This window comes from Siminovitchia fordii DSM 16014 = CIP 108821 (genome assembly GCF_000374565.1).
Taxonomy (GTDB): Bacteria; Bacillota; Bacilli; order Bacillales; family Bacillaceae_C; genus Siminovitchia; species Siminovitchia fordii.
Genome location: NZ_KB894699.1, coordinates 58,051 through 83,460, shown reverse-complemented (window position 1 = coordinate 83,460; position 25,410 = coordinate 58,051). Strand labels below are relative to the sequence as shown.

Below are 25,410 nucleotides of genomic sequence, written 5' to 3'. Positions count from 1 at the left end.
TGATTTCACTCCTCATACAAAATCTTCAATAATTGCTGCAGTTCATCAAGAGACAGCCCAATTTCCTTGCTATTCGTTATGACCGCAATCAGTTGCTCCTCAATGACCTTCAGCTTCTTCTCTTTCATGAGCTCTAAATTTTGTTCAGCGACAAAAGAACCTTTTCCGACAATGGAATAGATATATCCCTCCTTCTCCAATTCCTCATACGCACGCTTAGTCGTGATTACACTAATATGTAAATCCTTTGCGAGTTTGCGCATAGAAGGTATTGCTGCCCCTTCCTGTAGTTCACCCGCTAAAATTAACGATTTAATTTGATTCGTAATTTGTTCATAAATCGGCTCCTTTGAACTGTTGGAAATAATTATTTGCATGCCAATCCCTCTTCTTTATCTTTTTGGAAATAACCTTGAAAAAATATCCTTTATTACGCATTCAGGATAGTGCCATCAACAACAAGAATCGTTACCCTTTTAATCAAATCCGATTGCAAACCGAATTGCATATAATTTCTCATATGGTTTAAATTGTATATAAAGTATAACCACATTATATACATCAATGAAACATCTTGCAATTATTTTTATGGAAGCAAAAAAAAATTAACATTAGAACACAATTTTGATTCACCCATTAATAAAATTAAAAAAATACCGAATAGAGCTATCTTGAAGATGTGGTATTATTCGCCTCTAGCTGTTTAATTAAACCAGCACCCTCACCTTTGATTAAAAACAAGAAGAAAGTGTAGCTTTAAAATAAAGTTTGAGCAAAACACCTCGTAAATCCTTACTTTACGGATAAATAAGAAGAATCCATTTTGAAAAAAAGATTGATCAAAATGGATTCTTCTTTAGCAGTTTTAAGTTTGTTTTTATAAAAAAGTTTGTTCATTTTCTTCCTGTTTTACTCAACAATCGCGCCCTATTATTGAACACAGATAAACTTAACCACCGATGATACTCTCAAATAGTCTAGTATAGTAAATAAGTTTTTTTAACGATATCCGGTAGCATCTGCTTGCTTGCCAGCATCCTGCACTTCCACAATATAGCGCCAGCAATCTGGCTGAGAACCATCAAGATCAGTGAAACCATAAACTTGTGCAAGCTTTCCGCTTGACAGAGATAGACCGTTCCAACGTGAGACTTCGGGATCTCCAGCAAGGGCTGCAACAGCTCGCCCCACATAACGTGGCGTTTCCGAGATGACGAAATGAGGTTCCTCCTCAATAGCGTCATGCCAGTTTTCTTCTTTGACACCATAATGATCGAGCATGATTTCGGATCGCATCCAGCCTGGGGTTAAGGAGACAGCTGTGCAATGATACTGTTCTAATTCGTGAGCGAGCCCTTCTGCTATACGAATGACAGAGCTTTTAGCTAGATCATAAAACATTGGTATGCGATAGTTCTCATTATTATACTCTTTTGTGCCATCGGTCATTTCTATGACAAGTCCACCCTCGTTTTTGATGAGCAATGGTAATGCGTAATGGCTCGTAATCAAATGAGTATCAATCGCTAAACGAAGCATTCTTAAGCCTTTTTCAAGCGAATGCTCCCATACTCTCGTATTCCACCAGTCAACAAGATATTCACCTCCCCAAATATCATTTACAAGTATATCTAACCTTCCATGTTCTTTCTCAATTCTTTCAATTAAGGACTGTACTTGTTCATGAATAAGATGGTCAACTTGAACAGCAATTCCGATTCCACCTAGGTTATTTACTAGATCAGCTGTTTCTTCAATAGTTTCATGGCGCCCGTATTCAGAAATCTCGTGTCGTGTCGTACGCCCAGTGATATAGACAGTAGCTCCTGCGGCACCTAACTCCATAGCAATACCACGTCCGGCTCCTCTTGTTCCACCAGCTACCAAAGCTACTTTTCCCGTTAAAGATTTCATTTTTATCTGCCTCCCATTTGTAATATCTATAGTATAATCTACAATGTTGACACCTTATGTCATAATAAGATTTTAAATATATTTTTGTTAGGTGGTTATCATGCGAGCAGACAGACTTATTACCATAATATTGTTGCTACAAAATAACGAAAAATTAACTACCAAAGCATTGGCGAATGAATTGGAAGTGACAGAACGTACCATTCATCGGGATATGGAAGCCTTGAGCAGAACAGGAATTCCAGTTTTCGCAAAGCGTGGAAAAAATGGAGGTTGGTCTTTACTGGAAGGCTATCGGACAAATATAACGGGTTTAAAAGATAATGAAATTAAGTCTTTGTTTATTTCACCATCAATCCATGTACTCAATGATCTAGGTTTAACAACTGAATGGAGTAAAGCACGTCAAAAACTTATTGCTTCTATTCCAAGTTTTTTGCAGAAAAATGCCAATGATGTTTGGAATCGAATTCATGTTGATACAAGTACATGGAGACAGTCAACTGAAAAAATTGAGTTTTTTAAAATTTTACAACAAGCAATTTGGAATGAAAGAAAACTTCAAATGAAATATGAACGAGCAGATGGGAAAATTGTAGAAAGAGTTGTTGATCCGTTAGGATTAGTAGCTAAAGGTAGTACATGGTATTTAATCGCGTCCTCCAATGAAGAATTTCGGAATTACAGAGCTTCAAGAATCGAGTCAGCATTAATGACAGCGGAAAAGTTCTCGCGACCAGAGGACTTTAATTTATCCCAATATTGGGATAACTCAAAACAAAAGTTTATCAAAAGTCTGCCAAGATATGAGGTAAATGTTGAAATATCTCCATCTATTGCTCAGAGAATAGGGTTCACCGGACGATTTGTACAAACATTAGAAATTAATTCACCCCTAGAGAATGGATGGATCCCTGTAAAACTGTGTTTTGATACAGAACAAGAAGCGATAGAATATATTCTAGGATTTGGGAATCAGATAAGGATCGTTCATCCCATAACTTTAAGACAAATCATTTATGATATGGCAAGGGCTATAGTGGATTTTTATGAGCGAGATAATTTTAATTGATATTGAAATAGATGTACACTGATCCATACCCTAGATTTCCATGGAAGTATCCAGAAAACTGTAATGAGATACTAAAAGTTCCTACCTTTCTTCAACAATATGGCCCGATTGTGGAGTAAGTAAAAAACCTGCATTCCATACAGGTTTTTTATCAAACTTTATTATGAATTATCAATCTTTATTAAAAGACCACAGAAAGAGCATGTTTTGAAAAAAATTTATCAAAACATGCTCTTATCAGATGTACAAGATCATTATTAAAATTTGATTATTTAAAATTATCGTTGTGTTATTAAGATTTCCGTATTCAACAACCCCTATTATCTAGTAAAGGCCATTAATTAATAAGGACGCCTGATTGTGGAAATGTCTTTATCACCAATTAATAAACACTGAAATCAACAAACTGATTGCAAATAGGCCATATGCAATCTGTATGAGTATGTACATTGTGAATTCAATGGTTGAAAGTTTTCTTAATTTTTTAGTCTTTCCTAAATGGCGTAAATAGAAAGCTGCACTAAAAATCAGTAATACGCTAGCTATTGCGCGTAAAATGTCTACAAAAAGGACCAAATAGATTAACTCCTTTCTCCGGCACTATAGAATTACAATTTAGCCCAATTCCTGAAGATACCCAATTAAAAATATGTTGTTGGATCTATTCTTGGTTTACCGAACATATTAATCTCTTATAATTGTATGTTCGTTAACCTTTTGTCCATTAAGAGTATAAAAAAAAATGGGTTACGGTGTAGAATTCGTGATGCCAGCAAGCAAAAGACAACGGATGACATTATCCCAAGAAATAAGAAACTACCATAGTTTTATGATAAAAAACGAATGAAAGCAATTCCTTTCGAGTTGCGTCATTGCCTTGTAAAGTTACTTTTACACTAAATCTATCCCTTATTAAAAAGCGACTTGCTCTTCCAATATATGATTTAGTAACAGATTAAACCCTGAAATAAAAATCCTTCCAAACATGTAAATCTAGGAAGGGTATTTGCGACACTTTTAGTATGGCACGATAAAATATAGTTTTTTAATGAAATATGTTGACCAACTACTTCTTTATTATTTATAGAGAAGCATAATTAAGGCACATTGGTTTTCATATCAAGATGCCTTAATTATGTAAGTACGTATTAACTTACCTTATAGAAAGATAAACAATAGAGGTTAGGAGAATTTGCTGAAAAGGCTAAACAGTTTTATTCTCCTCCGCTATAGCGCTAACCTCCCTCGCTGCTTCTATGAAAGATAATATGATTGGTGAAAGCCACTTTTCTTTATGCCAAGCCATATGAGTATACACGTGTAAGTCCGAAAGTTGCCATGGAAGAGCAACAAGATCACCCCGTTCAACTTCTGCTTCCACTGTGATTTCAGGAAGAAAGGCAATACCGATTCCAGAAATTGCACATTGTTTAATGGCTTCGGCATTTTGAAACTCTAAATAAGTGATACTATCAATGCCCTTTTTCTCAAATGACCGGTCAAACATGGTTCGATAGGTACAGCCCTTTTCATTAACCAGTAATACTTCACCGTGAAAATCTTCCTGCTGCAGTACAGGTTGTTTCGCAAGTGGATGATCAGGAGCGACGAACAAGCGGAAAGTTTCTTCCAGTAACGGTTCCACAGTAAGTCTCGTTGAGAGAATGGTTTCGTCCAGCATAAAGACGACATCCGCGGTTCCATCAAAGAGCGTTTGCTTGAGTTCCTGATTTGGAACAGAGCGGAAGATAAGACGAACTCCTGGATGGCGGGAACGAAATAGCTTAAAAATAGCTGGTAGCCGATAGGCGCAAAGAACCTCGTTGGCACTTATCGTTAAGGTGCCGCTTAGATTTTCTTTGTCATGAACTACACTGCGGGCTTCGTCCAATTTGTCTAGAGCGCTTTGAATATGAGTTAAAAAGCGTTTACCCGCAGTTGTGAGAACGAGTTGCTTGCCCAAGCGGTCAAAGAGACGAACACCAAGCTCTTCCTCCAATGCTTTTATTTGCATCGTGACGTTTGAGGGGACGTAGTTCAGCACTTCCGCAGCCCGACTGAAATTTAACGTAGATGCGACCATGCGGAACGTATTCAGTTGACGCAATTCCATCACACTACCACCATTTCACCTTCAATACTATTGAATACTATCTTTAATTTTGTTCACTTTTATTAACGCTAACACAGCTTTATACTAATTAACAAGAAATACATTCTAAATGTTTGTGTTTCATTTTGAAGGGAGAGACTCTAATTATGGATTATGAAACTTTTGATTTAGGAGACGTAACCTTGCAATCAGGAGTGACGTTACCTAACGCTTTTCTTGCTTATAAGACTTACGGCGAATTGAATAAAAAGAAAGATAATGTGATCGTCTACCCAACTGCTTTTGGCGATCAGCATGTTCAGAATGAATGGTTGATTGGAAGCGGCATGGCACTAGATCCGGAAAAATATTTCATTATCGTTCCAAATCTGCTGGGAAACGGATTATCTTCGTCTCCTAGTAACACGCCTGCTCCATTCGACAAGGTTAATTTTCCTCAGGTAACCATCTATGACAACGTTAAATTCCAATATCGGCTGGTGACCGAAAAGTTCGGCATTCAAAAGATTGCTCTCATAGTTGGATGGTCAATGGGAGGCATTCAATCATTCCAATGGGGGGCCAGTTACCCCGACATGGTGGAGCGAATTGCACCTTTCTGTGGAGGTGCAAAGACTTGGCCGCAAACATATGTGGTCCTGGACGGAATGAAAGCTGCGCTCATGGCTGCAGTTGGCTTCGATTCAAGTAAACTAAGCCAATTGACTTCTGAAGACATGCGCTCGGTTGGCCGAGTCTATGCGGGATGGGGCCTATCACAAGCGTATTACAGAGAGGAACTTTATCGTGATATGGGATTTAACTCATTAGAAGATTTTGTGGCTGGCGTTTGGGAAGATAGCTTTATGAAGATGGATCCGCACAATGTCCTCGCCATGTTATGGACAGGCCAAAATGCGGATATTAGTGCAAATCCTGTCTATAACGGAGATTTCGATGAGGCGCTCAAAAGCATTAAAGCTCTTGCCTGCGTCATGCCAGGGAGCACGGATCTATTTTGTACGGCGGACGATAACAAATACGAGGCAAAGCTTATACCTAATGCTGTTTTTAATCCTATCGAGTCAATCTGGGGCCATTTTGCCGGTCGCGGAATCAACAGTGTCGATAATAAATTTATTGATGACAATCTAAAACACTTGTTGAGTCTTAGTACAAACGGATAGATAATCATTAGTTCTTGATTTCAACATAAATCCCCTCTCAAACTGACATTTAATACAATAAGTATATCTATTACGTAATTTCCCAAGTACTACTGACTCAGATTATGCTAAATCTTTGCTTGATATTGCAGATGATGGTGAAAAGCATGTCATCCTAAATGGATTATACAAATCATACAGCTTATTAAATGTGCCCTTATCGTTGCTATTATACTATCCACTGTCTACTCCGTTACTAGGAAAGACTTACAGATCTTTTCCATTATTCTTATGGCAGTTGTATTGCTAATTGTTAATAGTAAATATCTGTTCGTGGTTTGAAATAAGTAAATATTAAAAAGGAGGGTAGCCATCGCAGACTGCCCTCTTTAATCAATAGAATAGAATAAAGATCATCCTCAAACTAATTAGTATCCATTCTTACTTATACCCATAAAAGGCATCCTTTTTAATATTCTGTTTTGAAATATCATTATTTTGTAAATAAGTAGAAATAGAATGTACCATTGATTTCGGTCCTGCGACGAAGTATTTACCATTATTTTTATATAAGTTAGTAAACTTATCTATCTCCTGATGTAAGTCATCTCTTGAATCAAGGTAAATTACACTAATTGATGTGTTGTTAGCAATTCCATCAAGTTCATCTTTAAATAAATATGACTTTTTACTATCCATATAGATTAGGTGTATTGGCTTCTCAATTACAGTTCCTTCTGCATTTAGTTGTTTTACTATAGAGCGAAATGGTGTAATTCCAATTCCACCAGCAATTAAGAGTGAAGGACTATTCTCTTTTAAATAAAAACCCCCTACAGGCCCACTCATACTAACTTTCATTCCCTGTTTTAATTCTAACATCGCTTTCTTAAACTCACTCGGATTATCGTTAATTTTCATTGTAATTTTAACAGAATTTTCACTGGGAGCAGATGCCACACTAAATGGCCTTGTAGGGTTTTTTATTTTCTTATGAGTAATACTAAACAAACCATGCTGCCCTGCTTTCCAAGTCAAATCATTTTCTTTTTCGAATAGAAAAGTATATACATCTTCTGATTCTTTGTATCTTTCTGAAAATATTAACTCTCTCTTTTTGAATATTGAAAATATATTTTTTAAAAAACTCATTTGCTATCTCCTTTAAGCCTCTTAGAAGCCCTCATAAGCCCTCTTAAGCTGTCTAAGGGGGTATACTATTCATTCTATTTCCGCCAAAAAGTGGGACAATTTGCCTTATCCCAAATATTAAACTCAATCATTTTCTCAAGTAGTGAGTACTCAAACGGACTATTCCAAGGGATACGTATCAACTCCTTTGTATAGTCATAGCCAGCTTTCACAATATCATCCTCTACATGAGTTATCGTTACACTTTCAGGGGAGACAGCTAAATGCTTTTTAGATATGCTAAAGCCAATAATAAATGTACCATGATCCGTAAACATCGGTTGATTCCATTTAATTTCTATCTTCAAGTTTGGATATTTATTATTTATCCAAGTAAGCACTTCTTCTGTTCTTTCTCGGTGTAAAGGGTCATCAACCCCCGCTAAAAACTCAGCAATAACCTCCATTGCTGTTCCCTCCTAAAATTAAATTTATGTTGTTAAAAGCAGTTCCTCAAACCCATTAGTCGTTAATATCCCTCACGGAAGCGTTCAATCAGATTCTTAAACTTTACCTATTTCCAACGTTTTACTATGTACTAAAAAAACAGGACGAGAGGTTGAGTATTACATTTCCTCCAACACTTTTTTAAGTTCCTCTACCTTACTTGCCCAACCAAATTTCGCACCATTGAACGCCTGATTTTCTTTTTCAAATCCTGATTGTTGAAGATGTAAATAGGTTGTTTCACCCTCTTGTTTTAACGTCCATGTGACTATAGTGTTTATCGGGCCACCTACCCACGTGTAAGATAACTTATTTGGCTTATCCACTACCAATACTTCACTTTCTACAATTAAATCAATTGCCTCATTTCGAAACTGACATTTATATCCTACGATTGGTTTAAAATTATTTTCCATTACCCATTGTGCAAGAGTATCCGAATCTGTTAATGCATTCCACACCTTATCGATAGGACTTTTAAATTGAAAATCTAATGATACATCTGCCATTATCTATTCCTCCAATATATTCTTTAGTAATATCGCTCTTTCGTTCCAAAACTTCTCATAAAAAGATAACCAATCTTTAACCTCCTGTAAGGGAGCTGCATTTAGTCGATACCTTGTTTCTCTGCCTAATTTACGGTTGGTTACTAAATCAGCTTCTTTAAGGATACCCAAATGTTTAGAAACAGCAGTACGGCCCATTTGAAATTGAGCAGTTAATTCGTGAAGAGGTAACTCTTCTGCATCTGCCAATAAACGTATAATCTTACGTCTTGTTGGATCTGCAATGGCTACATAAACATCACGCTTTTGGTGAGTATTATTCAAAAGCCTCCCCTCCTTTTGTGAATTAGACACCAATTGGTGTCTTTATTATATGTCACCAATTGGTGTCCAGTCAATTTATAATTTATATAAACATATGTAATCTTTGGGTTCCTTATATTATTCTTTCTCATTTTCAATTAAGTCCTGCCGAATCATCTTGATTGGGTGCTATCAAAAAAATTGTCCTGACAGAAAAGAAGGATATGTTTATGTTATCTACTTCATTGAATTATTGTCGATATGCTCAGAACCGGATTCAGAGCTTGGCCACATCTTGTAGATCATGTATGAATCGTCTCCCAATTACTTGAGTCTTCAAACGCAGCTTCTCTTATCATTTTGACAATGATTGTTTTATTTATGACAAATATTATTGTCAAAATGAACATTATCATATACAATATGATTAATTAAATAAAAAGGACGGAAGGTGCTGTGATTTGAAAAGTCGCTTAAAGGAGCTTCGGGCCCGTGAAGGCTATAACCAAACTCAGCTTGCGAAGCTCGCAAAGGTATCTAGACAAACGATAAGCTTGATTGAACGCGAAGAGTATATGCCTTCATTACTTATCGCCGTTCGAATTGCACGTATATTTAATGAGCCCGTTGAAAATGTATTTCAATTTGAAGAGGAGGAGTTATAAATGAAACTAATATTGCAGTTTTTTATTAGTGGAGTTGTTGGTTTCTTTGGCATGTATGCTTTGATGAACTTTTCTGAGGTCAATTTTTCTGGAGAAATTACTGTCATCAGTTTAATTGCAATTTCTATTATACTGATCACAATGGGTATTATACAGTTTCAAAAGATTAAATTCTTAAACAAGCAAAACTTTAGCGGTGATGAAGAAGATGAAGTTGAAGAAAGAAAGTACAAAATGTTTGCCAATTATTCTTTATATGCAAATTCCAGCTTCGTTCTTTCTATTCTCACGCTTAGTTTAAGCCTTCTTACAACTCAAAATTTAGTCATGACTATTGCATCAATATTTTTACTCATCATTACCTATTTCTTAATCCATTACATGGGGTATTTAATGCAACAAGTATATCCAGAGCGTAATATCCCAAGTACTTCTGACCCAGATTATGCTAAATCTTTACTTGATATTGCAGATGATGGTGAAAAGCATGTTATGCTGACTGGATTATACAAATCACACAGCTTATTAAATATTTCCCTTATCGTTGCTATTATACTATCCACTGTCTACTCCTTTACCGGGGAAGATTCACAGATCTTTTCCATTATTCTCATGGCAGTTGTATTACTAATTGTTAATAGTAAATATCTGTTGGTGGTTCGAAATAAGTAAATTCTAAAAAGGAGGGGAGCCATCGCCGACTGCCCTCTTTTTATATACACTTGATTTCTATGATTGCTTTTAAAAAAATCTTCCGTAATGTACGATTACTATGTAGTTTTATTGGTGCGCTCTAATCACCTGTCCATTGATCCCATCCTCTGGTAAAGTTGCCAGTTTCACAATTCCATCAACAGCCGTAGCTGGATCCCCTTCTCCATAAGGGTTTTGCTCCGTTTTCAAATTCCCTGGATCGAACATGTTCACTAATATTCCATTTTTTTCTTCTTCGAGTGCAACTGTTCGCATTAATCCTTCCAAACCTGCTTTAGCAGCCGAATAAGCCCCTAAACCTTCGTAAACATAATTAGCCATTGCTGAGGTAATCGATACAATCCGACCATATTGCTGTTTTCTCATTATCGGGAGAAATGCGTTAGTTACAATGAAAGAGCTATATAGGTTGAGACGAATTGTATGATCCCATGACGAAACCGTCATGTCATGGATTGTACTGTAATCCCCGGTCCCTCCCACATTGTTGATTAACACGTCAAGCCGGCCTACTTGAGCGATTAATTGATCACGCAGCCTGTTAACCTCTTCTGAATTCGTTACATCTACCGAAAATACAATGGATCGGCCACCTGCCTGCTCAATAACCTGTGCTGTTTCCTGTAATTTTTCCTTACGCCTTCCTGCTAGCACAACCTCTGCCCCTTCGGCCGCCAATTGAATGGCAGTTTCTCTTCCTAAACCGGTTCCCGCACCTGTCACTAGGACAACTCTATTCGTTAATAAACCCATAATTAGTACTCTCCCTATTTATTATTTTTTTCCATCAATTCACTTGCTTTATGAAGCAAACAAATCAACTGCTGGCTATGATTTTTATCCAATATTTCTGAGTGCCTCAAATAAATTTTGTTCAAGCTCTCATAAATGTCTTTACATAAAGATTTTCCCTCTTCTGTTAAGTAAATTAAAATATGTTTGCCATCGGGCTTCCTTTCCACAAAATTACGTTTCACAAGCTTATCAATGAATCTAGTACTCGTAGAAGGAGCAATTGTCAGCTTTTCACATAGTTCTTTTTGAGTAATTCCAGGATGGTCATTAAGTGTAATGATCAAATAAGCGTAAGAAGGGGGTATATCTATTGATGCAAAGGCTTCCCCGGCCAGCTTTTCCATCTGTCTTGCGAACCTGGAAGCGGTAAAATAAAGGCAGTTACTCAGCAAATAATCGGAATTAGGAGTCTGCATTACAATTCAACCTTTCAATCCGAATTTCTATCTATATTTGCTTTTAGTATCCATACGTTTTTTCCTTCCACGAATCACCTTCCCCTTTTTTAATGGATATTCAAAAGCTAGGTCCCACTACATTTGTATATACAAATGTTAATACAATATTCATTGTATTAATGTGTAGCCATGTTGTAAACAAATTTGCTTTCGCTCAACTAGCACCTACGCTTCCAAGATTATTAGTCAAGCTCTTTGACATAATCCTTCAATTCTAAAAGGGATAGTGCATGGAACACGCGGATTTACAACTTCATGGAAAATTCAATATTAAAAAGCCTAATTTCTCAATATAATGCGAGGAAATTAGGCTTTTTTCATTGCTCCATAAAAACGCTCGATTGTTGCAACCTGCCCATTATTTGGATCTTTTATTTACCTTTTGTAACAATAAAATTAAAATCCATATCAACCCAATGATAAAGAAAAGTATGGAAACGAAAGATGCAATTCCATAAAAAGACCCTGCTCCTATTGGAATAATAAATTCAGCTAACACAAATAATATGATTCCGAAAAACAAATACATATGAGGTAAAATAAATTTAGTCATTACATAACTCTACCCTTCGTTCAATATAATGGCCCGATTCTGGCACAGATGTATTCCAATGATGGCGCCCAATTGCTTTACCAATTCAAAGGTCATAAAGCACTTTGTCTTACTGTTTTTTAGCCATTATAAAAGAAATTACTGCGAAGATAACTAAAAAGAAAGCCAGAATTCCGTATGCTGCACCTTCAAACCCCCTAATATTCACAAAACCAATATAAAAAAGAAAAATTGCAGCTATAACCGTTATGATTCCAGGGATTATCCGTGCAAACAAAGGAAAATTCATTCTTCTAAACCACCATGTAACCAATAAAATAACAATCGCTGGTATTAGAGACATTAGCAAAGGACCTGAAAACATCAGTAAGCTAACCCCTTTTTAATATGGTTATTCCACTAATTAAAACAATATCCTTGTTAAACAATCTGGCCCTTATATAGGATATTGGCGCCATTCCATATTAGGGAATAGCTCTCGTTAATGAAAGAATTAGTTCATGTAATCCTATTCAATTATTTCATAGACCAAAATATCAAATAACTTTTTATCGATATAAAGGAGTATCGCCCAATCCCCCGACTCTGGTATTTCTACATTAGAAGGAATATGTGCATCTGCACCATTGTTTGGTCCACCAAGCCCTTTAGCCCAGCCATCTATTAAGATTTGGCGGACAGTTTCTGTTTCTTTATGAAAACCAACAATCGTTAATTCTTTGTTTTCTGGTTCTTCAATTCCCCAAAGATGCCACATCCATTTTTCAACTTTTGCACTTTTCATGTCTTGCCCGATAACCCCTGATTTATTTTCGTTTCCGATAATATCTCTATTACCAAACTCGACTGCTTTCTTCTCCCAATCGATTGTTTCAAAATCACTTACTTGAACAAAATCAGAAATATCTTCAGGTAAAGAGATTTCTTTATTAATTGTTTCATCAGATGTACAAGCTGCCATAACAAATAACATACAAAATAAAATAAATATCAACGACATTCTTTTGATAGAAAGACCCCCATTTATTTCAACATTTTAATCATACGATATATTCAAACAATAATACATACAATTCTCATAATCTTTTTTAGCTTATTTTTTCCTTGTGGCAAATACACGAGTGAAAATAATACACCCGTGATCGTTTTATTATTAGGCTTTCAAACCACTTGTAAGAACTACAACGAATGATGTGTAAAATGGCAAAACCCGATAGACAATAATTTTTTACTTTTGTAGATTTTTCTTCATTTGAGCAGCCACTTGTAAATTATCTTGATTAGAAGTGTCTTCCAAATGCTTAATAATTAATTCTTGACGCTCCATAGGATGATTTTGACTTAATTTAGCTTTCGCTTCAATATTTGTGATTTTTATCTTAAACGCTACAATGCCCTTATTCATTCGATCTAGGAAATCTCGATCTATATTACTTAAATTATATGGGCTATCTTGCCTTTCATATTTGTTCACCATCTCATTTAACGAATCAAATATTACTTTTCTGTCTTCGACAATCTCCATCTTCCCATATATGTGGATAGATACATAATTCCAAGTAGGTACTGCCTTCATAGTCTCGTACCAAGAAGGTGAAATATAACAATGAGGACCTTGGAAAACCACGAGAATTTGTTGGTTTTCTATATCCTTCCATTGTTCGTTCGGACGAGCAAAGTGGCCATATAAAGCATTTTCACCTTTATTTAATGTTAATGGAAGATGGGTCGCGTAAGGTTCTCCTTTATGATGAGAAAATAAAGTAGCAAAGCTATATTTTTCAATAAAATCATAAATCATTTCTTTATCATTGAGTTGAAAATGTTTGGGAATATACATCATAACCCACCTTTCATATGATTGTTTTGGTCATTATAAAGTCGATTTGCTCTTCATCACCCATATAAAAAGAGTGTAATCCATTTTGATCAAACCCCATTTTCTTGTAAAAAGAAATAGCATTCTCATTTTTTTCCCATACGCCTAGCCAGATTTTCTTTTTATTACGTTCCATCGCAATTTCCATAGCTTTATTTAGCAGATACTTACCAAGCCCATGTTTTTGAAACTTCTTCTTTATATATATCCTTTCAATTTCAAGTGATTCGTCACCCATTTTTTCAGACTGAGCATCATTGGTATTAACCTTTAAATATCCAGCGACTTCATTATGAAAATAAACAAAAAAGAATTGCGAACAGACATTGGATAATTCATTTTTTAATTGATTTAAGTTAAATGCCTTTTCCAAATAGGCGTTCATATTTTCGGGTGAATTCTGATGCTTAAATGTCTCATTAAATGTTTCATAACTAATTTCTTGAAGTTTGCGTAAATCTTCAATGGTACATTTTTTTATATTTATAGTCACTTAAATATATCGCTCCTTTATATAATCAATAATTTCTCTTGTTGCCCTTTTTTACAAATTCCCAGTCTTTTTCTATATTTTTTCTTACTCTTTGAAGAAGCGTAAAAATGGTTTCCACTTCTCTTTCTGAAAATCCCGCTAATGCGACACTATTCGAATGATCATTTTCTCTTTTAATAAAAGGAAATACTTGTTTTCCCTTTTCTGTTGGAAAAAGTTTTTTTATTTTTTTGTTATGTTCATCATTTTTCTTTTCAATAAAGCCTTTCATTTCAAGTTTTTTTATGGCCCGTGCAGCGGTTGTTCGGTCTACTTTAATCATTTCAGACAACTTTTCTTGAATGATTCCTGGGTTTTCACATATTCGGACAAGGTACAAATACTGCCCTTTTGTAAGGTCATATTCCTTAAATTCAATATTGCTTATAGAATCTAATGCCCTTGCTATCATTCCGATTTCACGAAGAATTTCTTTCATATTTAACTCCTCACGCATATTTTTGTTGCAAGTGCAACAAAAATAGAATATATTTATTGTAATGTACTTTTATTGCATTTGCAACAAAAAATTAATGGTAAAGAGGTCGAGTAAAGTGAAATATGTTTTTTATGTATTAGGAATTTTAACATTTACCCTTGGTATTTCTTTCACTATACAATCAGACCTTGGTACTTCACCTTTTGATGCCCTTTTGGTAGGTCTTTCCGTAAATGTAGGGCTTACTGTGGGAAGTTGGGAAATCATCATAGCTTTAATATTGATTGGTTGTAATTCATTTTTAAAAAGACAAAGACCAGAAATTTTAGGGTTGTTAACTGCATTTATAACGGGCGTTGGTATTGATATGTGGCTCTTGTTGTTGCACAATTGGATAACACCTGAACTGTGGTACAGCAAAGTCATTTGCTTTGGAATCGGCATGGTTGTTATAGGATTAGGAACTGCAACGTATTTACACACAAATTTTGCACCGATTCCAGTTGACCGGCTAACATTAATCATACAAGAATTAACTAGAACGAATATATTTTTTTCGAGAACATTCATTTACCTTGCATTCTTGATAATGGCATTGATTTTAAATGGACCCATTGGCGTTGGAACTTTATTAACCGTTTGTTTAGGGGGATTAATACTTAATTACTTTATGCCCTATACTGAAAAAGTATTAGACCCCATATTAACACATTCCAGTACTTCACCAACTTCTGATAAAGATTCAGTATAGAATGCTTTTTATTTTTCTTGTTTACCTGACCTGCTGTTTTTGGCTCCTAAGAAATGGATATGAACATACGGAATGCAGGTAAAAAGAGTACATTCCGTCGTTATCGTGATTATTGTTTATTCCTTATATTGTAAATAAAACAATTATCACCAAAAGTTATGACCCCATAATGATCCGTTGGAGCTGTGGAAGGTCAGAGTCCAGAAGGTTTATGAAGTTACATGCTTTTAATATTATAGGGAGGTATCTTTGCGAATGATTTGCAAAAAAGAAAAAGCCTTGTTTTAAAAAACAAAAAAGCATTCAGTAGACCCTAATAAATTAAAAACACATGAATATCTCCATGCGTCCTCCCTTACTGATTATTGATAAATAAAAAAGCAATTGAATCCAATGGGATTCAATTGGCTTTTATTTTAATAGACTTGTTTAAGCAATATTATGGCTTACAACGCCTGCCTAATTGAAATTTAGACTATACCTTTTGGTCCAATCTCCTTTAAGTGCAAGGACTTCCACCAAAGAAAGCAGCTTAAAGATTATGTATTATTGTTGCAAACACTTTTCTCGACAACCATTTAACCGAGCCACAAATTCTACACTTATCTATGTCAAAACCAAATGATTAAAATTTATCATTTTAAACTTTTAATTTTCATACATAATACATAAATAAAAATATATAAATCATATAAGAAAGGTGCTATCACGATAAAAAGAAAGAAAAAATCACTCCAAAAATCAGAGATTTTACCTGTTCCATGTAAATCATTGACAAAGACGATTAGGCAAGCAAATAAAATACACAATATAAAAGCGATAATATAATTACCAGACAAACGTAAACCGATATGATAGATAGTAAATGCAAAATACAAAGTAAATATCATTGAAAAAATATTGGGTAATCCATTATCGAGCGTTTTATCGAAAAGAAAAGCAGCAGAAATAGATAATACTAATTTAATTAGAATAGCCTTTAAATACTCTGTTCTTTTTACATATTTAATAAGATTAATCTCATTCATTAAAGTTACCCCCATGTCTAAATATGCAGACGTCATCAAGGAATTGAGAGAGCGTGATGAAAAAAGGAAATCTCCACGTTCGAAGATATGTTTGTGTAAAAAATTGTATTAAAGCCTCTCGCTTTTAATCAAAAGAAAAACTCCAAAACGTTGAAATAACCCCGTTTTGGAGCATTTTCCATAGTATCAACCTTAGCCCTAATACATACAAAAACGCCCCAGAGGGACTCACTTTACATGCGATAAACGTTTATTCTATAACCTTTATCCTTTTTAATGTATAGAAAGGATAATCTAACTTCTCAAATTCCTCTATTCAAACTATATTTTGTCACCCATCAGTTTGTCAATTCTCATTTTTTTCATTCCCTTAGTGCATATTACTTCAAATTCTAAACATTTTTCTGAAGTATCTTTTTAAGATAAGCCCTATTTATTAGTTTATGCAAAGTGCTTTAATCCCCTGTTTCACCAAACCGCTTCAAAACATAATCATGAACCGACAAATAAAAGCCAAAAAACCTATTCATAAGGGTTTCAAAGGATTCTGGGAAAAAAAATAAGAAACCATATAAATGAATTTTATTGATGAAAGCTGCCAGTAATAAAGTATTAAAAATTGATGATCAAAAGCCATTTCAAAGCGGGTACTCTAAGATTCAGCCAACTTCAATTTTACTTCATGAACAGCTACTGGTATTGCTAAAGCTTATGATATGAGGTTTGTGTACAAAGCAAGGTGTTTGAGAGTCTATTTAATGAATACCTTGAATAAAAAATCCAATCGTGCTTATACTTCTCCGGTCTTGTATATTCTAAGAGGTTAGTTTTTAGCTACGAATAAATAAAACTTCCATCATTAAAATTGTCCTCTCTTTTACCCGGCTGATGTTTATGCAAATAGATTCAAAGTAGATGATTGCCTAAAACACCTTTTTACGAAGGGATTGTTTATTTCTAATCCGTCGCTGGAACGACAGTGTTGCTATAAATACAGATACTCCCCACAAGAACAATCCTCCGTACGTTACCACATACACCCAAATGGCAAAGCCTTCGGTGTATCCCTTTGGAAGTACCCCTAAAAATTGAAGAGCTGTCAAGAAGCTAATTAGAACTGTCAACGCTCCAACTGACCATCCTAATAAGATTAATAACTTTTTTGGCAGTTTCTCCCCCCAGGAAGTCACGAGAGCTAAAGCAAATAAAGATGCCAGTATCGCCAAGATAGCTGTAAAGTCTATTCCGATGTTATATAACGTATATAGAAAAGCTGATCCTTCCTTTAATGTATCACCAAGTCCTGATACATCTTGTATTGCCTGTTCTGTTGTAAGTCCAACCGTTGACCCCCATGCCCAAAGCGATTTTAAAATCGCATACGGCAACAGCGCAAAAGCTGCAACATAGCCCCATCTTTTAGTCAAATAAGTTGTATCAGCTATTTCTGTCGTCATTTGTTTTTCATGTTTTAAGCTCAAAAGACATTCCCCTTCTCCTATTAGATATGAAGCCTATTATATTTAAAAGCTACTTTCCATAAATTGCTGACAACATAAAGCAGGATAGCCAATCCTGGAATGCCACACTAAAGTTTCTCTCTTGTTTGCTGTATCTTTCATTTATATACACCCCTTTCTAATGATTGCTTATAAAAAGGATATACTGTTAAGATGTGCTTTAAGGTGACTCAAAGTTAAAGATTAGTTTAAGTTTCCAAACCCAGATATATGTTGGTTCCCTCTGAAGACGTAGATATTTCCCAATCTAAATTCATTTCCTTTACCATGAGCGAGACGGTTGAAAGACCAATTCCAACACCTTTTGCTTCTGTTTTATGTTCAAAGCCTTTTCCCTTGTCTTTTATGACAATGAAGATTGATCCCTTTCGCTCAATAGAATAAACGCCAATATATTTTCCGGAGGACGCGTGCCGAATAACATTTTGGAATAAGTTATCCAAAATACTTTTGAACCAAATAGGATCTACATTCCAAATTAATGACCTTTCCTGTAAATCAATATCAACTTCAAATCCGTGCTCTTCAAAAAGCGGATACCATTCCGCCATTGCCTTACGGAGTTCATCAAATATGTCGGTGTTTCTCATATAAATTGGGTGCTTTCCAGCTGAAAGCAGTGTATAAGAAAGAAGATTATTGATCAGTTTGTCCATGTGCCCTAATTTGTTTTCAATAAGTTGTAGGGGTTCTTTTTCTTTAGACGATGATAGATTGCCATTTTTTAGAGAATATACGTGCTGTCTAATGACGGTTAATGGAGTGCGAAGGTCATGAGATATATTAGCAATTAGCTGCTTTCTGAGTCGCTCTTCTTTTTGCTCCCGTTCTCTGCTATCTTTTAATTGACTACTCATCTCATTAAAAGCATTTTCTAGCTTTCCAATCTCATCCATTTTTTTAATCACGACTTTATCAGGAATTCCATCTACACCTGTTTTAGTCATTGCAATTTGTAGATTAACAAGCCTCTTTCGAATAGAAAAAAAGAAGAACCAAGAGATTAGTAGAAAAGCTGCACAAATAAAGAAGAAAAATAATAGAAAAGGATAATCCTTAAATAACGAAAAACTACCTAAATTTGTATCATCTACATCCATTTGAAGAACCATCATCCCCTGCTTAGGATCATTTCCTATTAATGTAGAAATGGTATAAGTGTCTTGTGGTTTTTTCGTAAGCAAAAATGTATCTACATGAAATTTGCTTTCCTCCAAAAACAATAAAGAGTCCGTGAATGTCCATTTTTCAGGAATATCCGGAATTTTTTCGTCAATAAATGCAGTTTCGCCACTTCCATTGACCCAAAAGATTTCTACTTTTGGGTATGTCTTTTTTATGGATTGCAGACGCTGATTAATAACATCTTCACCTTGGCCATCTAACTCAAAAGCCTCCTGCTTCCACATTTCTTCTATTTTCTCAGCATGGTACAATTTGTCATTAAACAGCAGGGATGAAAAATAGACAGCTGGGATAAGAGGCAATAAAACTAAAGCTATTAGAATCAGAAATAAATATCTTGTCATTAAAGTGTTTAGATTATTCATGATCTTAACCTATAACCAATTCCCCGAATGGTTTCAATGATTTGAGGGTTTTTAGTATCTATTTCAATTTTTTCACGTAAATGGCGAATGTGAACCATTAATGTTTTATCCCCTTCTATATATGCATCTCCCCATACGGCTTCGTAGATTTGTTTCTTTGTCAATACTTGATCTACATGGTCCATTAAATACATAAAGATATGAAATTGTTTTCCCGTGAGAATAATATCTTCGTTCAAAATTGTATTTATAATGCGGTTTGCCTTTTGATCGATTCGCAAATGCTTCACCTGCATGATTTCTGGTGAAGTTACACCCAATCTCCTTAGTAGAACATGGATACGCGCAACTAACTCATCTGGATGATACGGCTTTGTCATATAATCGTCTACGAAGGTGAGTCCTTGCAGCTTATCCTCCATTGATGTCCTAGCCGAAAGCATTAAAATTGGGATATGAGGGTATTTTTTTTTCAAACGTTGACCAATAGAATATCCGTCCAGTCCTGGCAGCATGATGTCTAATATAACAAGATCTGCACGATCCATATGTTGCATTGCATCATTACCGGAAGTAATCCAAATCACTTCAAATCCGTGTTCTTTAAGAAATCCACTTACCCATGAACCAATTTCTTGATCGTCTTCAATATGTAAAATTGTCAGATTCATAGACTGGATGCCTCCCCCTTAAATTTCAAAATTTCTTACTAATTTTAACATGCCATCATCGTAATTTAACAAAAGGTCATTAAAATTATTGAAGTAAGCAGAAATACTGCTTACTTCACAACAATCCAGAGTATTAAAAGCTAATTTTATCAACGAAATCATAAATGATAGAAAGGACAAATAGAGCTGTTAAAAGAAGGACGATCACTAAATAAAATATTGTTCCTAGCCTAAATATAGTCTGCTTTACCTGGGAGGCTTGGGCATAATGAGCAGAGGTTAATCCTGCCATTATGCCCATAAAGACAAACCAAGGCTCATAAAACATTAGCTCCCATAACGCCAATTCACGTACATCTATTTTTATAAAGCCAGGGAAATCAAGTTCAATGAAACCCACTAATAGTAGAATTCTTGTAATGATTCCGCTTACCCCGTGAGCAATTAAAAAGGCAGCTCCAATAAGTGTTGGAGTCAATAATAAAAGTGGATGAATTCTTCTCCCTCCAACTGGAATGTTCATTGGAACAATTCTACTCCAAGGTTTAATAAGTGCAATCAAAGCAAGCCCACAGAACAAAATAGCAACACCAGCAATGTAACTTCCCATATGAATGGCTTCAGGATCTTTCATTTCACCTGGAATTCCAATGGTTCCACCAGCAGCATGATAAAACCTGACAAAAACAGCATACATGAATGCACTAATACAACCAACGTATGCAGGCCAAACTGAAGACTTTGTTAACCGTTCAAAGAAATTCAAACTTTGCGTCCCAGTTTGTATATTCATTATCATCTAACCTCCATTTCTACAGTATCTGTATTCAAGTTGCCTTTTCGATTTAACAGCGATCATAACAACGTCTTGTTAATCAACACATAAGTAAACCTCACTCTTATTCTAACTACCGAAAGTTAAATAAAAGTGAGGTCATTTTTAAATTCTGTTTAAACTTTTCCATAAAGCGAGTAAGATCGGTGAAAACGACTGTATCTCCTGTCCGAAGAAAGTCAAGCATACGATTTATTTCAGACGATCACGTTTCGTACCTGTTACTTTTTTTCAATAAAGATGCGTTCACAACCAAAATCCAAAATCGCGCCAAGCATACACCCCACAAGCCAGACCTTCCTTCTCCATGCCCTTTCAACACCATCTTGGAATGGCAAGTAAAATGCCTTCCATCAAAAACCACGGTTCGAAAATGACCATGTCCCACTTCACGTACATATCACCGTGAATATCAAAAGTCCAATTCTACAAGCCAATCCCACATGCGATTGGCAAGCCACGATAGATAATTCAAATCCATTTGGAATAGGATAAAAGCCAGCTGGCACCCGCTGTTTTTAAGTTTTCTATCACTTCCGGGTATTGGTATTCCCGTTTTAGGATCTATCTTTTCTATTTTCGATATTTTTCATTTTGGAGCAAGGATCCAAAGTGCTTTTTCCCTTTTTGAACGATGCGATTCAGCTTTTTCCATTCATTAAAAATTCATACGACCATGGAATCCTTATCAATATCTGGAGTGCCCGTAAGGAGGAGATCGGAACCGCATGCTTGTTAAGACTGCTTGGTGTATAAAAAAATTAAGAAACGGCTTCGCTAGATATCCAGAATTTTGTCAGTTCAAGAAATTTCTCAGCTGCAGGCGATAATTGTTTAAAGTCTGGAGCTGCTATTCCAATTGTCCGATAGACATCATCACTTATGTGTTTTGTACAAATCTGATCCAGATGACCGGGAAGGGTCATTTCGGGCAAAATGCTAATCCCTAATCCCCCTTGAATCATAGCAAAAATGGAATGTACATCCTTGATGACAAACTTTGTGTTTGGTAGTACATTTTGATTTTTGAACAGTTTTCGCACATGTTCATCGCATCCTTTAGACGGCATAATAAAGGGGTCTGATGTTAGCTGCTTTATCGATATATTTTGATGCCGATTTAGTGCATGGTTGGATGGAAGCAGTAATTTTAAACGATCATCTTTAAGAGGATAAAAATCTACAATTATTTTATCTTGTTGTAGGATAAAGCCTACATCAACTGTTCCTGTTTGAAGCCATTGGACAATTTCCTCGTACGATCCTTCCAGCAATTCTACTTCAATATGAGGAAACTGTTGATTAAACCGTCTAAGGATATGAGGCAACCATTTGATTGTAACACTCTCAAACGTGCCGATGGTTATTTTACCCTTTTGCAGACCAGTAATCGCCTCTGCTTCCAGTTTCATTAGTTGTATTTGTTGTAGGATATTTCGAATATAAGGAATGATCATCTCTCCGTTTGGAGTAACACTTGCTCCTAAACGATTCCGTACGATTAACTGGAAACCCAACGCAGCTTCAAGATTTGAAATCGCATGACTTACAGCTGATTGTGTTAACCCCAAGATATCCCCAGCCTTTGTAAAGCTTTTTGTTTCCACTACTTTTAGGAATACCTCCATTTGAATAATGGTCATTGATGCTCCACCTATCCTTTTTGCATTAATTGTATTCATGTAATTAACTATAAACATTCATTTTATTAATAAAATGAATGTTTATAGGAATATTTGAAAAGCTTGGCATTCAAATTACGCCATACTTATGAGAGAGCTTGTTTCTTCTGGTGTTGACATTGCTGCAGTGGCTGAATTAAGGGACATAGTAATGTTCACATGAAGATAGCTCCTTTCATGGGTCCTTGAGCAGGGGTGAAAAAAAGTATTTGGTTAAGTGAAAACACCTGGAATCTAGTTATTTTGGACGCTCTTTGTGGCCTAATTTTACAAAAGGTAAGTAAAATAATTTCCATATTATACGACACTATTATTACTATATATGTTTAACAATCCGAGTAATTATTTTTTTAGCAATTCTCAGATGAAAATGCCGCATTAATTTGAGTTGTGAGACAGAAAAAATGACTAGCGCCACCCAGATGAAGCCAAAGCCGATGAGATGTGAGTGAGTAAAGGTTTCGTTAAAAATAAAAATACCAACAAGCAGTTGAAGAGTGGGATTAATATACTGTAGGAAGCCTAGCGTTGATAGCGGAACATGTTGGGCTCCTTTTGCAAACCATAACAGTGGAAATGCTGTGACGGCTCCCGCTCCTAAAAGCAAGATAGTTTCGAAGAGTGAGATCCGACTAAGTGAACTGGTTCCTTCAGTTTCAAGGAAAAGCAAATAGGATAGAACAATGGGCAAGATGAACATTGTTTCTAAGGTAACCGATACAATGGCTTCAACTTTAACCATTTTTTTAACTAATCCATATAATGCAAATGATAGAGCAATAATGAGCGCAACCCAAGGCATTTGACCAAATTGAAACGTCATGAGAATAACGCCAACTATCGCGATCAATAGCGAAATAACCTTCCATCTGTTCAACCTTTCTCTTAAGACGATTACACTAAGTGCAACACTAAACAGTGGATTGATGTAATAGCCTAAGCTTGCTTCGATGACATGATTTGATGTCACTGCCCATATAAAAATAAACCAATTAGTACTGATGAGAAGTGCAGCTACAAACGTCCAAAATGCCATTTTTCCTTTGGTAATCAATTGTTTCACTTGCGACCATCCGCCAATAAAAAGCAAAATGACTGATGCCAAAACAAATGACCATAGTATCCGATGCGCAAAGATTTCGTAAGCAGAAATCTCTTTTAAAAAATACCAGTAGATGGGTAGGATACCCCAAGAGACATATGAAGCTACTGTATACATAACACCTATCGTTTGATCAGGAAGTTGTTTAAACATCGAAATTCCTCCTAAGTAAGGTTTATATATACGATAAGTGAGCTTATCGCATTAGTAAAACGAATCTTAATAATAATTAACATGAATAAAATTAATGCATTGTGAAAGGAGGAATTGACCTTGACCACAATTCAAATGGAAGGATCCCTAAAAGTAGTCGAAATGAAAAGATTTTACTTTGGATTGCCACAACCAACTGTGAGTCATATCTTGAAGCTATTTCACGACAATAAATTTGTTTAATTTTAACAAACGAAAAATAATGAATCACTGATATAAAAAAATGAAAAATTTAACGCTGACGAAATTCCAAAGGAAAAGGTACTAGACCTCGAGGGAAGCGATCAAATAGATCACAATTACGTGTTCGCAGCTATTAATATCACAAATCCTGAAACTCTAACTTCTCTTTTTACCCCAAAAGAAAAAAGAGAGCATCAAGAAGAGATTGAAGATAACAAAAAATATCCATTTGATTGGTCTAATGTAACACCAGGTGAAGAAGAATTTGTTCAGTGGGGGATTGACTGGCAAGAAGGACGCAGGATAACCCTTGCGCTCGAATCTAAAGATAACAAGTATGTTAGTAGTTGGTATATGCGTCCAGACTGCAGAAGACTTAATCGTTATCTAAACGCCCTTACTTATGGAGTTATCCACGAACAGAATAAGAGCAAAAAGACTGTTGAAGTGGAAGATTTTCAATACTATTTAGACAACCTAAATAAATTTGATTTTTTAAATAAACCCTAGAAAGATAATGAAAAGAGTCGTTCAATTGTACAGAAATTCAGCCAAAATTAAACGAGTATTTAGAAGATACGGAGTCTAATTGACTATGTAAAAGAAATCAAATTAGAGGCCCACCCGATTTAGGACAGGGCCTCTTTCATAAGTCAATGATGGGGAAGATTTATGCAAAGTAATGAGTTTAAAGAACTTGGATTAAAAAGGATTCGATTTCATGATCTGAGACACTCTTCCCTCACCTACTTAAGTACAAAAGGAATTCGACCAAAGGCTGTACAAAAACGTGCTGGGCATACAAGGATTGTAACCACGTTTGACATCACGGACATACCCTTATTGAGGAGGATCAAGAAGCTGCATCTTACTTCGATGGTCTCTTTGATAAACCGGCTAATTAAGGTAAAAAAATCAATCTAACGTCATTCCAACTTCAATCGACCTTTTTCGACAAAATCTTCACGAACTTGTCATAACAAATAAAAACGCCGAACTCCTTATGATTCAAAGGGTTCGACGTTTTGTTAGTTAGCGTCCCAGGAGAGATTCGAACTCCCGACCTACAGATTAGAAGTCTGTTGCTCTATCCAGCTGAGCTACTGGGACATCATATTATTATTAAAGACATTCTTTATTATATGG

General features: G+C 35.5%; 28 protein-coding genes and 1 tRNA gene. 7 read left to right on the top strand and 22 right to left on the bottom strand.

Translation table 11 applies throughout. The features are described from left to right. Positions 1-5 precede the first annotated feature (5 nt). Together C509_RS0117195 and C509_RS0117185 are read right to left on the bottom strand one after the other, a co-directional pair. The gene (locus C509_RS0117195; protein ID WP_018708174.1) at positions 6-377 is read right to left on the bottom strand and encodes a GntR family transcriptional regulator; all 372 of its coding nucleotides are present in this window, start codon (positions 375-377) and stop codon (positions 6-8) included. Positions 378-999: 622 nt separating this feature from the next. Then, entirely contained in the window at positions 1,000-1,914 is a 915-nt protein-coding gene (locus C509_RS0117185; RefSeq protein WP_018708172.1) for an SDR family oxidoreductase, read from the bottom strand. 100 nt (positions 1,915-2,014) lie between these two features. On the opposite strand from C509_RS0117185, the gene C509_RS0117180 reads away from it, so the two are divergent. Next, positions 2,015-2,986 (top strand): helix-turn-helix transcriptional regulator, encoded by a 972-nt coding sequence (locus tag C509_RS0117180; RefSeq protein ID WP_018708171.1) that lies wholly within the window; start codon positions 2,015-2,017, stop codon positions 2,984-2,986. A 1,204-nt stretch (positions 2,987-4,190) separates the two neighbouring features. Here the strand turns inward: C509_RS0117180 and C509_RS0117170 are convergent. After that, entirely contained in the window at positions 4,191-5,099 is a 909-nt protein-coding gene (locus tag C509_RS0117170) for a LysR family transcriptional regulator (RefSeq protein WP_018708169.1), read from the bottom strand. A 146-nt stretch (positions 5,100-5,245) separates the two neighbouring features. Here C509_RS0117170 and C509_RS0117165 point away from each other — a divergent pair, with 146 nt between their 5' ends. Then, entirely contained in the window at positions 5,246-6,265 is a 1,020-nt protein-coding gene (locus tag C509_RS0117165; RefSeq protein ID WP_018708168.1) for an alpha/beta fold hydrolase, read from the top strand. A gap of 420 nt (positions 6,266-6,685) precedes the next feature. Here the strand turns inward: C509_RS0117165 and C509_RS0117160 are convergent, their stop codons facing one another. From C509_RS0117160 to C509_RS0117145, 4 genes are all read right to left on the bottom strand, one after another. Beyond that, complete coding sequence (locus C509_RS0117160; RefSeq protein ID WP_018708167.1) at positions 6,686-7,396, bottom strand: FAD-dependent oxidoreductase; 711 nt, start codon at positions 7,394-7,396, stop codon at positions 6,686-6,688. Between the two features lie 74 nt (positions 7,397-7,470). Continuing rightward, positions 7,471-7,842, bottom strand: a complete 372-nt coding sequence (locus C509_RS0117155) for an iron chaperone (protein ID WP_018708166.1) — start codon at positions 7,840-7,842, stop codon at positions 7,471-7,473. Between the two features lie 159 nt (positions 7,843-8,001). Continuing rightward, positions 8,002-8,391: an SRPBCC family protein gene (locus C509_RS0117150; protein WP_018708165.1), complete on the bottom strand. Its 390-nt coding sequence runs from the start codon at positions 8,389-8,391 to the stop codon at positions 8,002-8,004. Between the two features lie 3 nt (positions 8,392-8,394). Further along, positions 8,395-8,715, bottom strand: a complete 321-nt coding sequence (locus C509_RS0117145; RefSeq protein ID WP_018708164.1) for an ArsR/SmtB family transcription factor — start codon at positions 8,713-8,715, stop codon at positions 8,395-8,397. Positions 8,716-9,155: 440 nt separating this feature from the next. Between C509_RS0117145 and C509_RS0117140 the strand changes: the two genes are divergently transcribed. Both C509_RS0117140 and C509_RS0117135 read left to right on the top strand, forming a co-directional pair. Then, positions 9,156-9,359: a helix-turn-helix transcriptional regulator gene (locus C509_RS0117140; RefSeq protein ID WP_018708163.1), complete on the top strand. Its 204-nt coding sequence runs from the start codon at positions 9,156-9,158 to the stop codon at positions 9,357-9,359. Next, positions 9,360-10,031, top strand: a complete 672-nt coding sequence (locus C509_RS0117135) for a DUF3169 family protein (RefSeq protein ID WP_018708162.1) — start codon at positions 9,360-9,362, stop codon at positions 10,029-10,031. It begins immediately after the preceding gene. A 108-nt stretch (positions 10,032-10,139) separates the two neighbouring features. Here the strand turns inward: C509_RS0117135 and C509_RS0117130 are convergent, their stop codons facing one another. The 7 genes from C509_RS0117130 to C509_RS0117095 form a co-directional block, all read right to left on the bottom strand. Continuing rightward, the gene (locus tag C509_RS0117130) at positions 10,140-10,826 is read right to left on the bottom strand and encodes an SDR family NAD(P)-dependent oxidoreductase (RefSeq protein WP_018708161.1); all 687 of its coding nucleotides are present in this window, start codon (positions 10,824-10,826) and stop codon (positions 10,140-10,142) included. Between the two features lie 14 nt (positions 10,827-10,840). Next, positions 10,841-11,284, bottom strand: coding sequence for a MarR family winged helix-turn-helix transcriptional regulator (locus tag C509_RS0117125; RefSeq protein WP_018708160.1), 444 nt, complete (start codon positions 11,282-11,284; stop codon positions 10,841-10,843). A 704-nt stretch (positions 11,285-11,988) separates the two neighbouring features. Further along, positions 11,989-12,243 carry a YesK family protein gene (locus C509_RS0117115; RefSeq protein ID WP_083934616.1) on the bottom strand — a complete coding sequence of 85 codons (255 nt, stop codon included), beginning with the start codon at positions 12,241-12,243 and terminating at the stop codon, positions 11,989-11,991. Positions 12,244-12,387: 144 nt separating this feature from the next. After that, complete coding sequence (locus C509_RS0117110; protein WP_245542499.1) at positions 12,388-12,852, bottom strand: hypothetical protein; 465 nt, start codon at positions 12,850-12,852, stop codon at positions 12,388-12,390. Between the two features lie 255 nt (positions 12,853-13,107). Then, positions 13,108-13,719 (bottom strand): FMN-binding negative transcriptional regulator, encoded by a 612-nt coding sequence (locus C509_RS0117105; protein WP_018708156.1) that lies wholly within the window; start codon positions 13,717-13,719, stop codon positions 13,108-13,110. Between the two features lie 13 nt (positions 13,720-13,732). Then, positions 13,733-14,251: a spermidine/spermine N(1)-acetyltransferase gene (gene paiA, locus C509_RS0117100; protein ID WP_018708155.1), complete on the bottom strand. Its 519-nt coding sequence runs from the start codon at positions 14,249-14,251 to the stop codon at positions 13,733-13,735. A gap of 25 nt (positions 14,252-14,276) precedes the next feature. Then, positions 14,277-14,729, bottom strand: coding sequence for a MarR family winged helix-turn-helix transcriptional regulator (locus C509_RS0117095; protein ID WP_018708154.1), 453 nt, complete (start codon positions 14,727-14,729; stop codon positions 14,277-14,279). A 115-nt stretch (positions 14,730-14,844) separates the two neighbouring features. Here C509_RS0117095 and C509_RS0117090 point away from each other — a divergent pair, with 115 nt between their 5' ends. Next, the gene (locus tag C509_RS0117090; protein ID WP_018708153.1) at positions 14,845-15,480 is read left to right on the top strand and encodes a YczE/YyaS/YitT family protein; all 636 of its coding nucleotides are present in this window, start codon (positions 14,845-14,847) and stop codon (positions 15,478-15,480) included. Between the two features lie 635 nt (positions 15,481-16,115). Here the strand turns inward: C509_RS0117090 and C509_RS0117085 are convergent. From C509_RS0117085 to rarD, 7 genes are all read right to left on the bottom strand, one after another. Beyond that, a complete protein-coding gene (locus C509_RS0117085; protein ID WP_018708152.1) occupies positions 16,116-16,508 on the bottom strand; it encodes a hypothetical protein in 393 nt (130 codons plus the stop codon). A gap of 923 nt (positions 16,509-17,431) precedes the next feature. Further along, entirely contained in the window at positions 17,432-17,989 is a 558-nt protein-coding gene (locus tag C509_RS0117080) for a hypothetical protein (RefSeq protein WP_018708151.1), read from the bottom strand. Between the two features lie 227 nt (positions 17,990-18,216). Next, a complete protein-coding gene (locus C509_RS0117075; protein ID WP_018708150.1) occupies positions 18,217-19,578 on the bottom strand; it encodes a sensor histidine kinase in 1,362 nt (453 codons plus the stop codon). Continuing rightward, positions 19,575-20,249 (bottom strand): response regulator transcription factor, encoded by a 675-nt coding sequence (locus tag C509_RS0117070; protein ID WP_018708149.1) that lies wholly within the window; start codon positions 20,247-20,249, stop codon positions 19,575-19,577. The genes C509_RS0117075 and C509_RS0117070 overlap by 4 nt, the downstream gene beginning before the upstream one ends. Positions 20,250-20,382: 133 nt before the next feature. Beyond that, entirely contained in the window at positions 20,383-21,042 is a 660-nt protein-coding gene (locus C509_RS0117065) for a DUF3995 domain-containing protein (protein ID WP_018708148.1), read from the bottom strand. An 803-nt stretch (positions 21,043-21,845) separates the two neighbouring features. Further along, entirely contained in the window at positions 21,846-22,727 is an 882-nt protein-coding gene (locus tag C509_RS0117050; RefSeq protein ID WP_018708145.1) for a LysR family transcriptional regulator, read from the bottom strand. Positions 22,728-23,082: 355 nt separating this feature from the next. After that, positions 23,083-24,021, bottom strand: a complete 939-nt coding sequence (gene rarD / locus C509_RS0117045) for an EamA family transporter RarD (RefSeq protein ID WP_018708144.1) — start codon at positions 24,019-24,021, stop codon at positions 23,083-23,085. A 363-nt stretch (positions 24,022-24,384) separates the two neighbouring features. On the opposite strand from rarD, the gene C509_RS24155 reads away from it, so the two are divergent. Further along, the gene (locus C509_RS24155; protein ID WP_018708142.1) at positions 24,385-24,774 is read left to right on the top strand and encodes a hypothetical protein; all 390 of its coding nucleotides are present in this window, start codon (positions 24,385-24,387) and stop codon (positions 24,772-24,774) included. 162 nt (positions 24,775-24,936) lie between these two features. Then, positions 24,937-25,188, top strand: coding sequence for a tyrosine-type recombinase/integrase (locus tag C509_RS0117030; protein WP_026319933.1), 252 nt, complete (start codon positions 24,937-24,939; stop codon positions 25,186-25,188). A gap of 112 nt (positions 25,189-25,300) precedes the next feature. Here the strand turns inward: C509_RS0117030 and C509_RS0117025 are convergent. Beyond that, positions 25,301-25,374 (bottom strand) — tRNA-Arg (locus C509_RS0117025). Positions 25,375-25,410 lie beyond the last annotated feature (36 nt).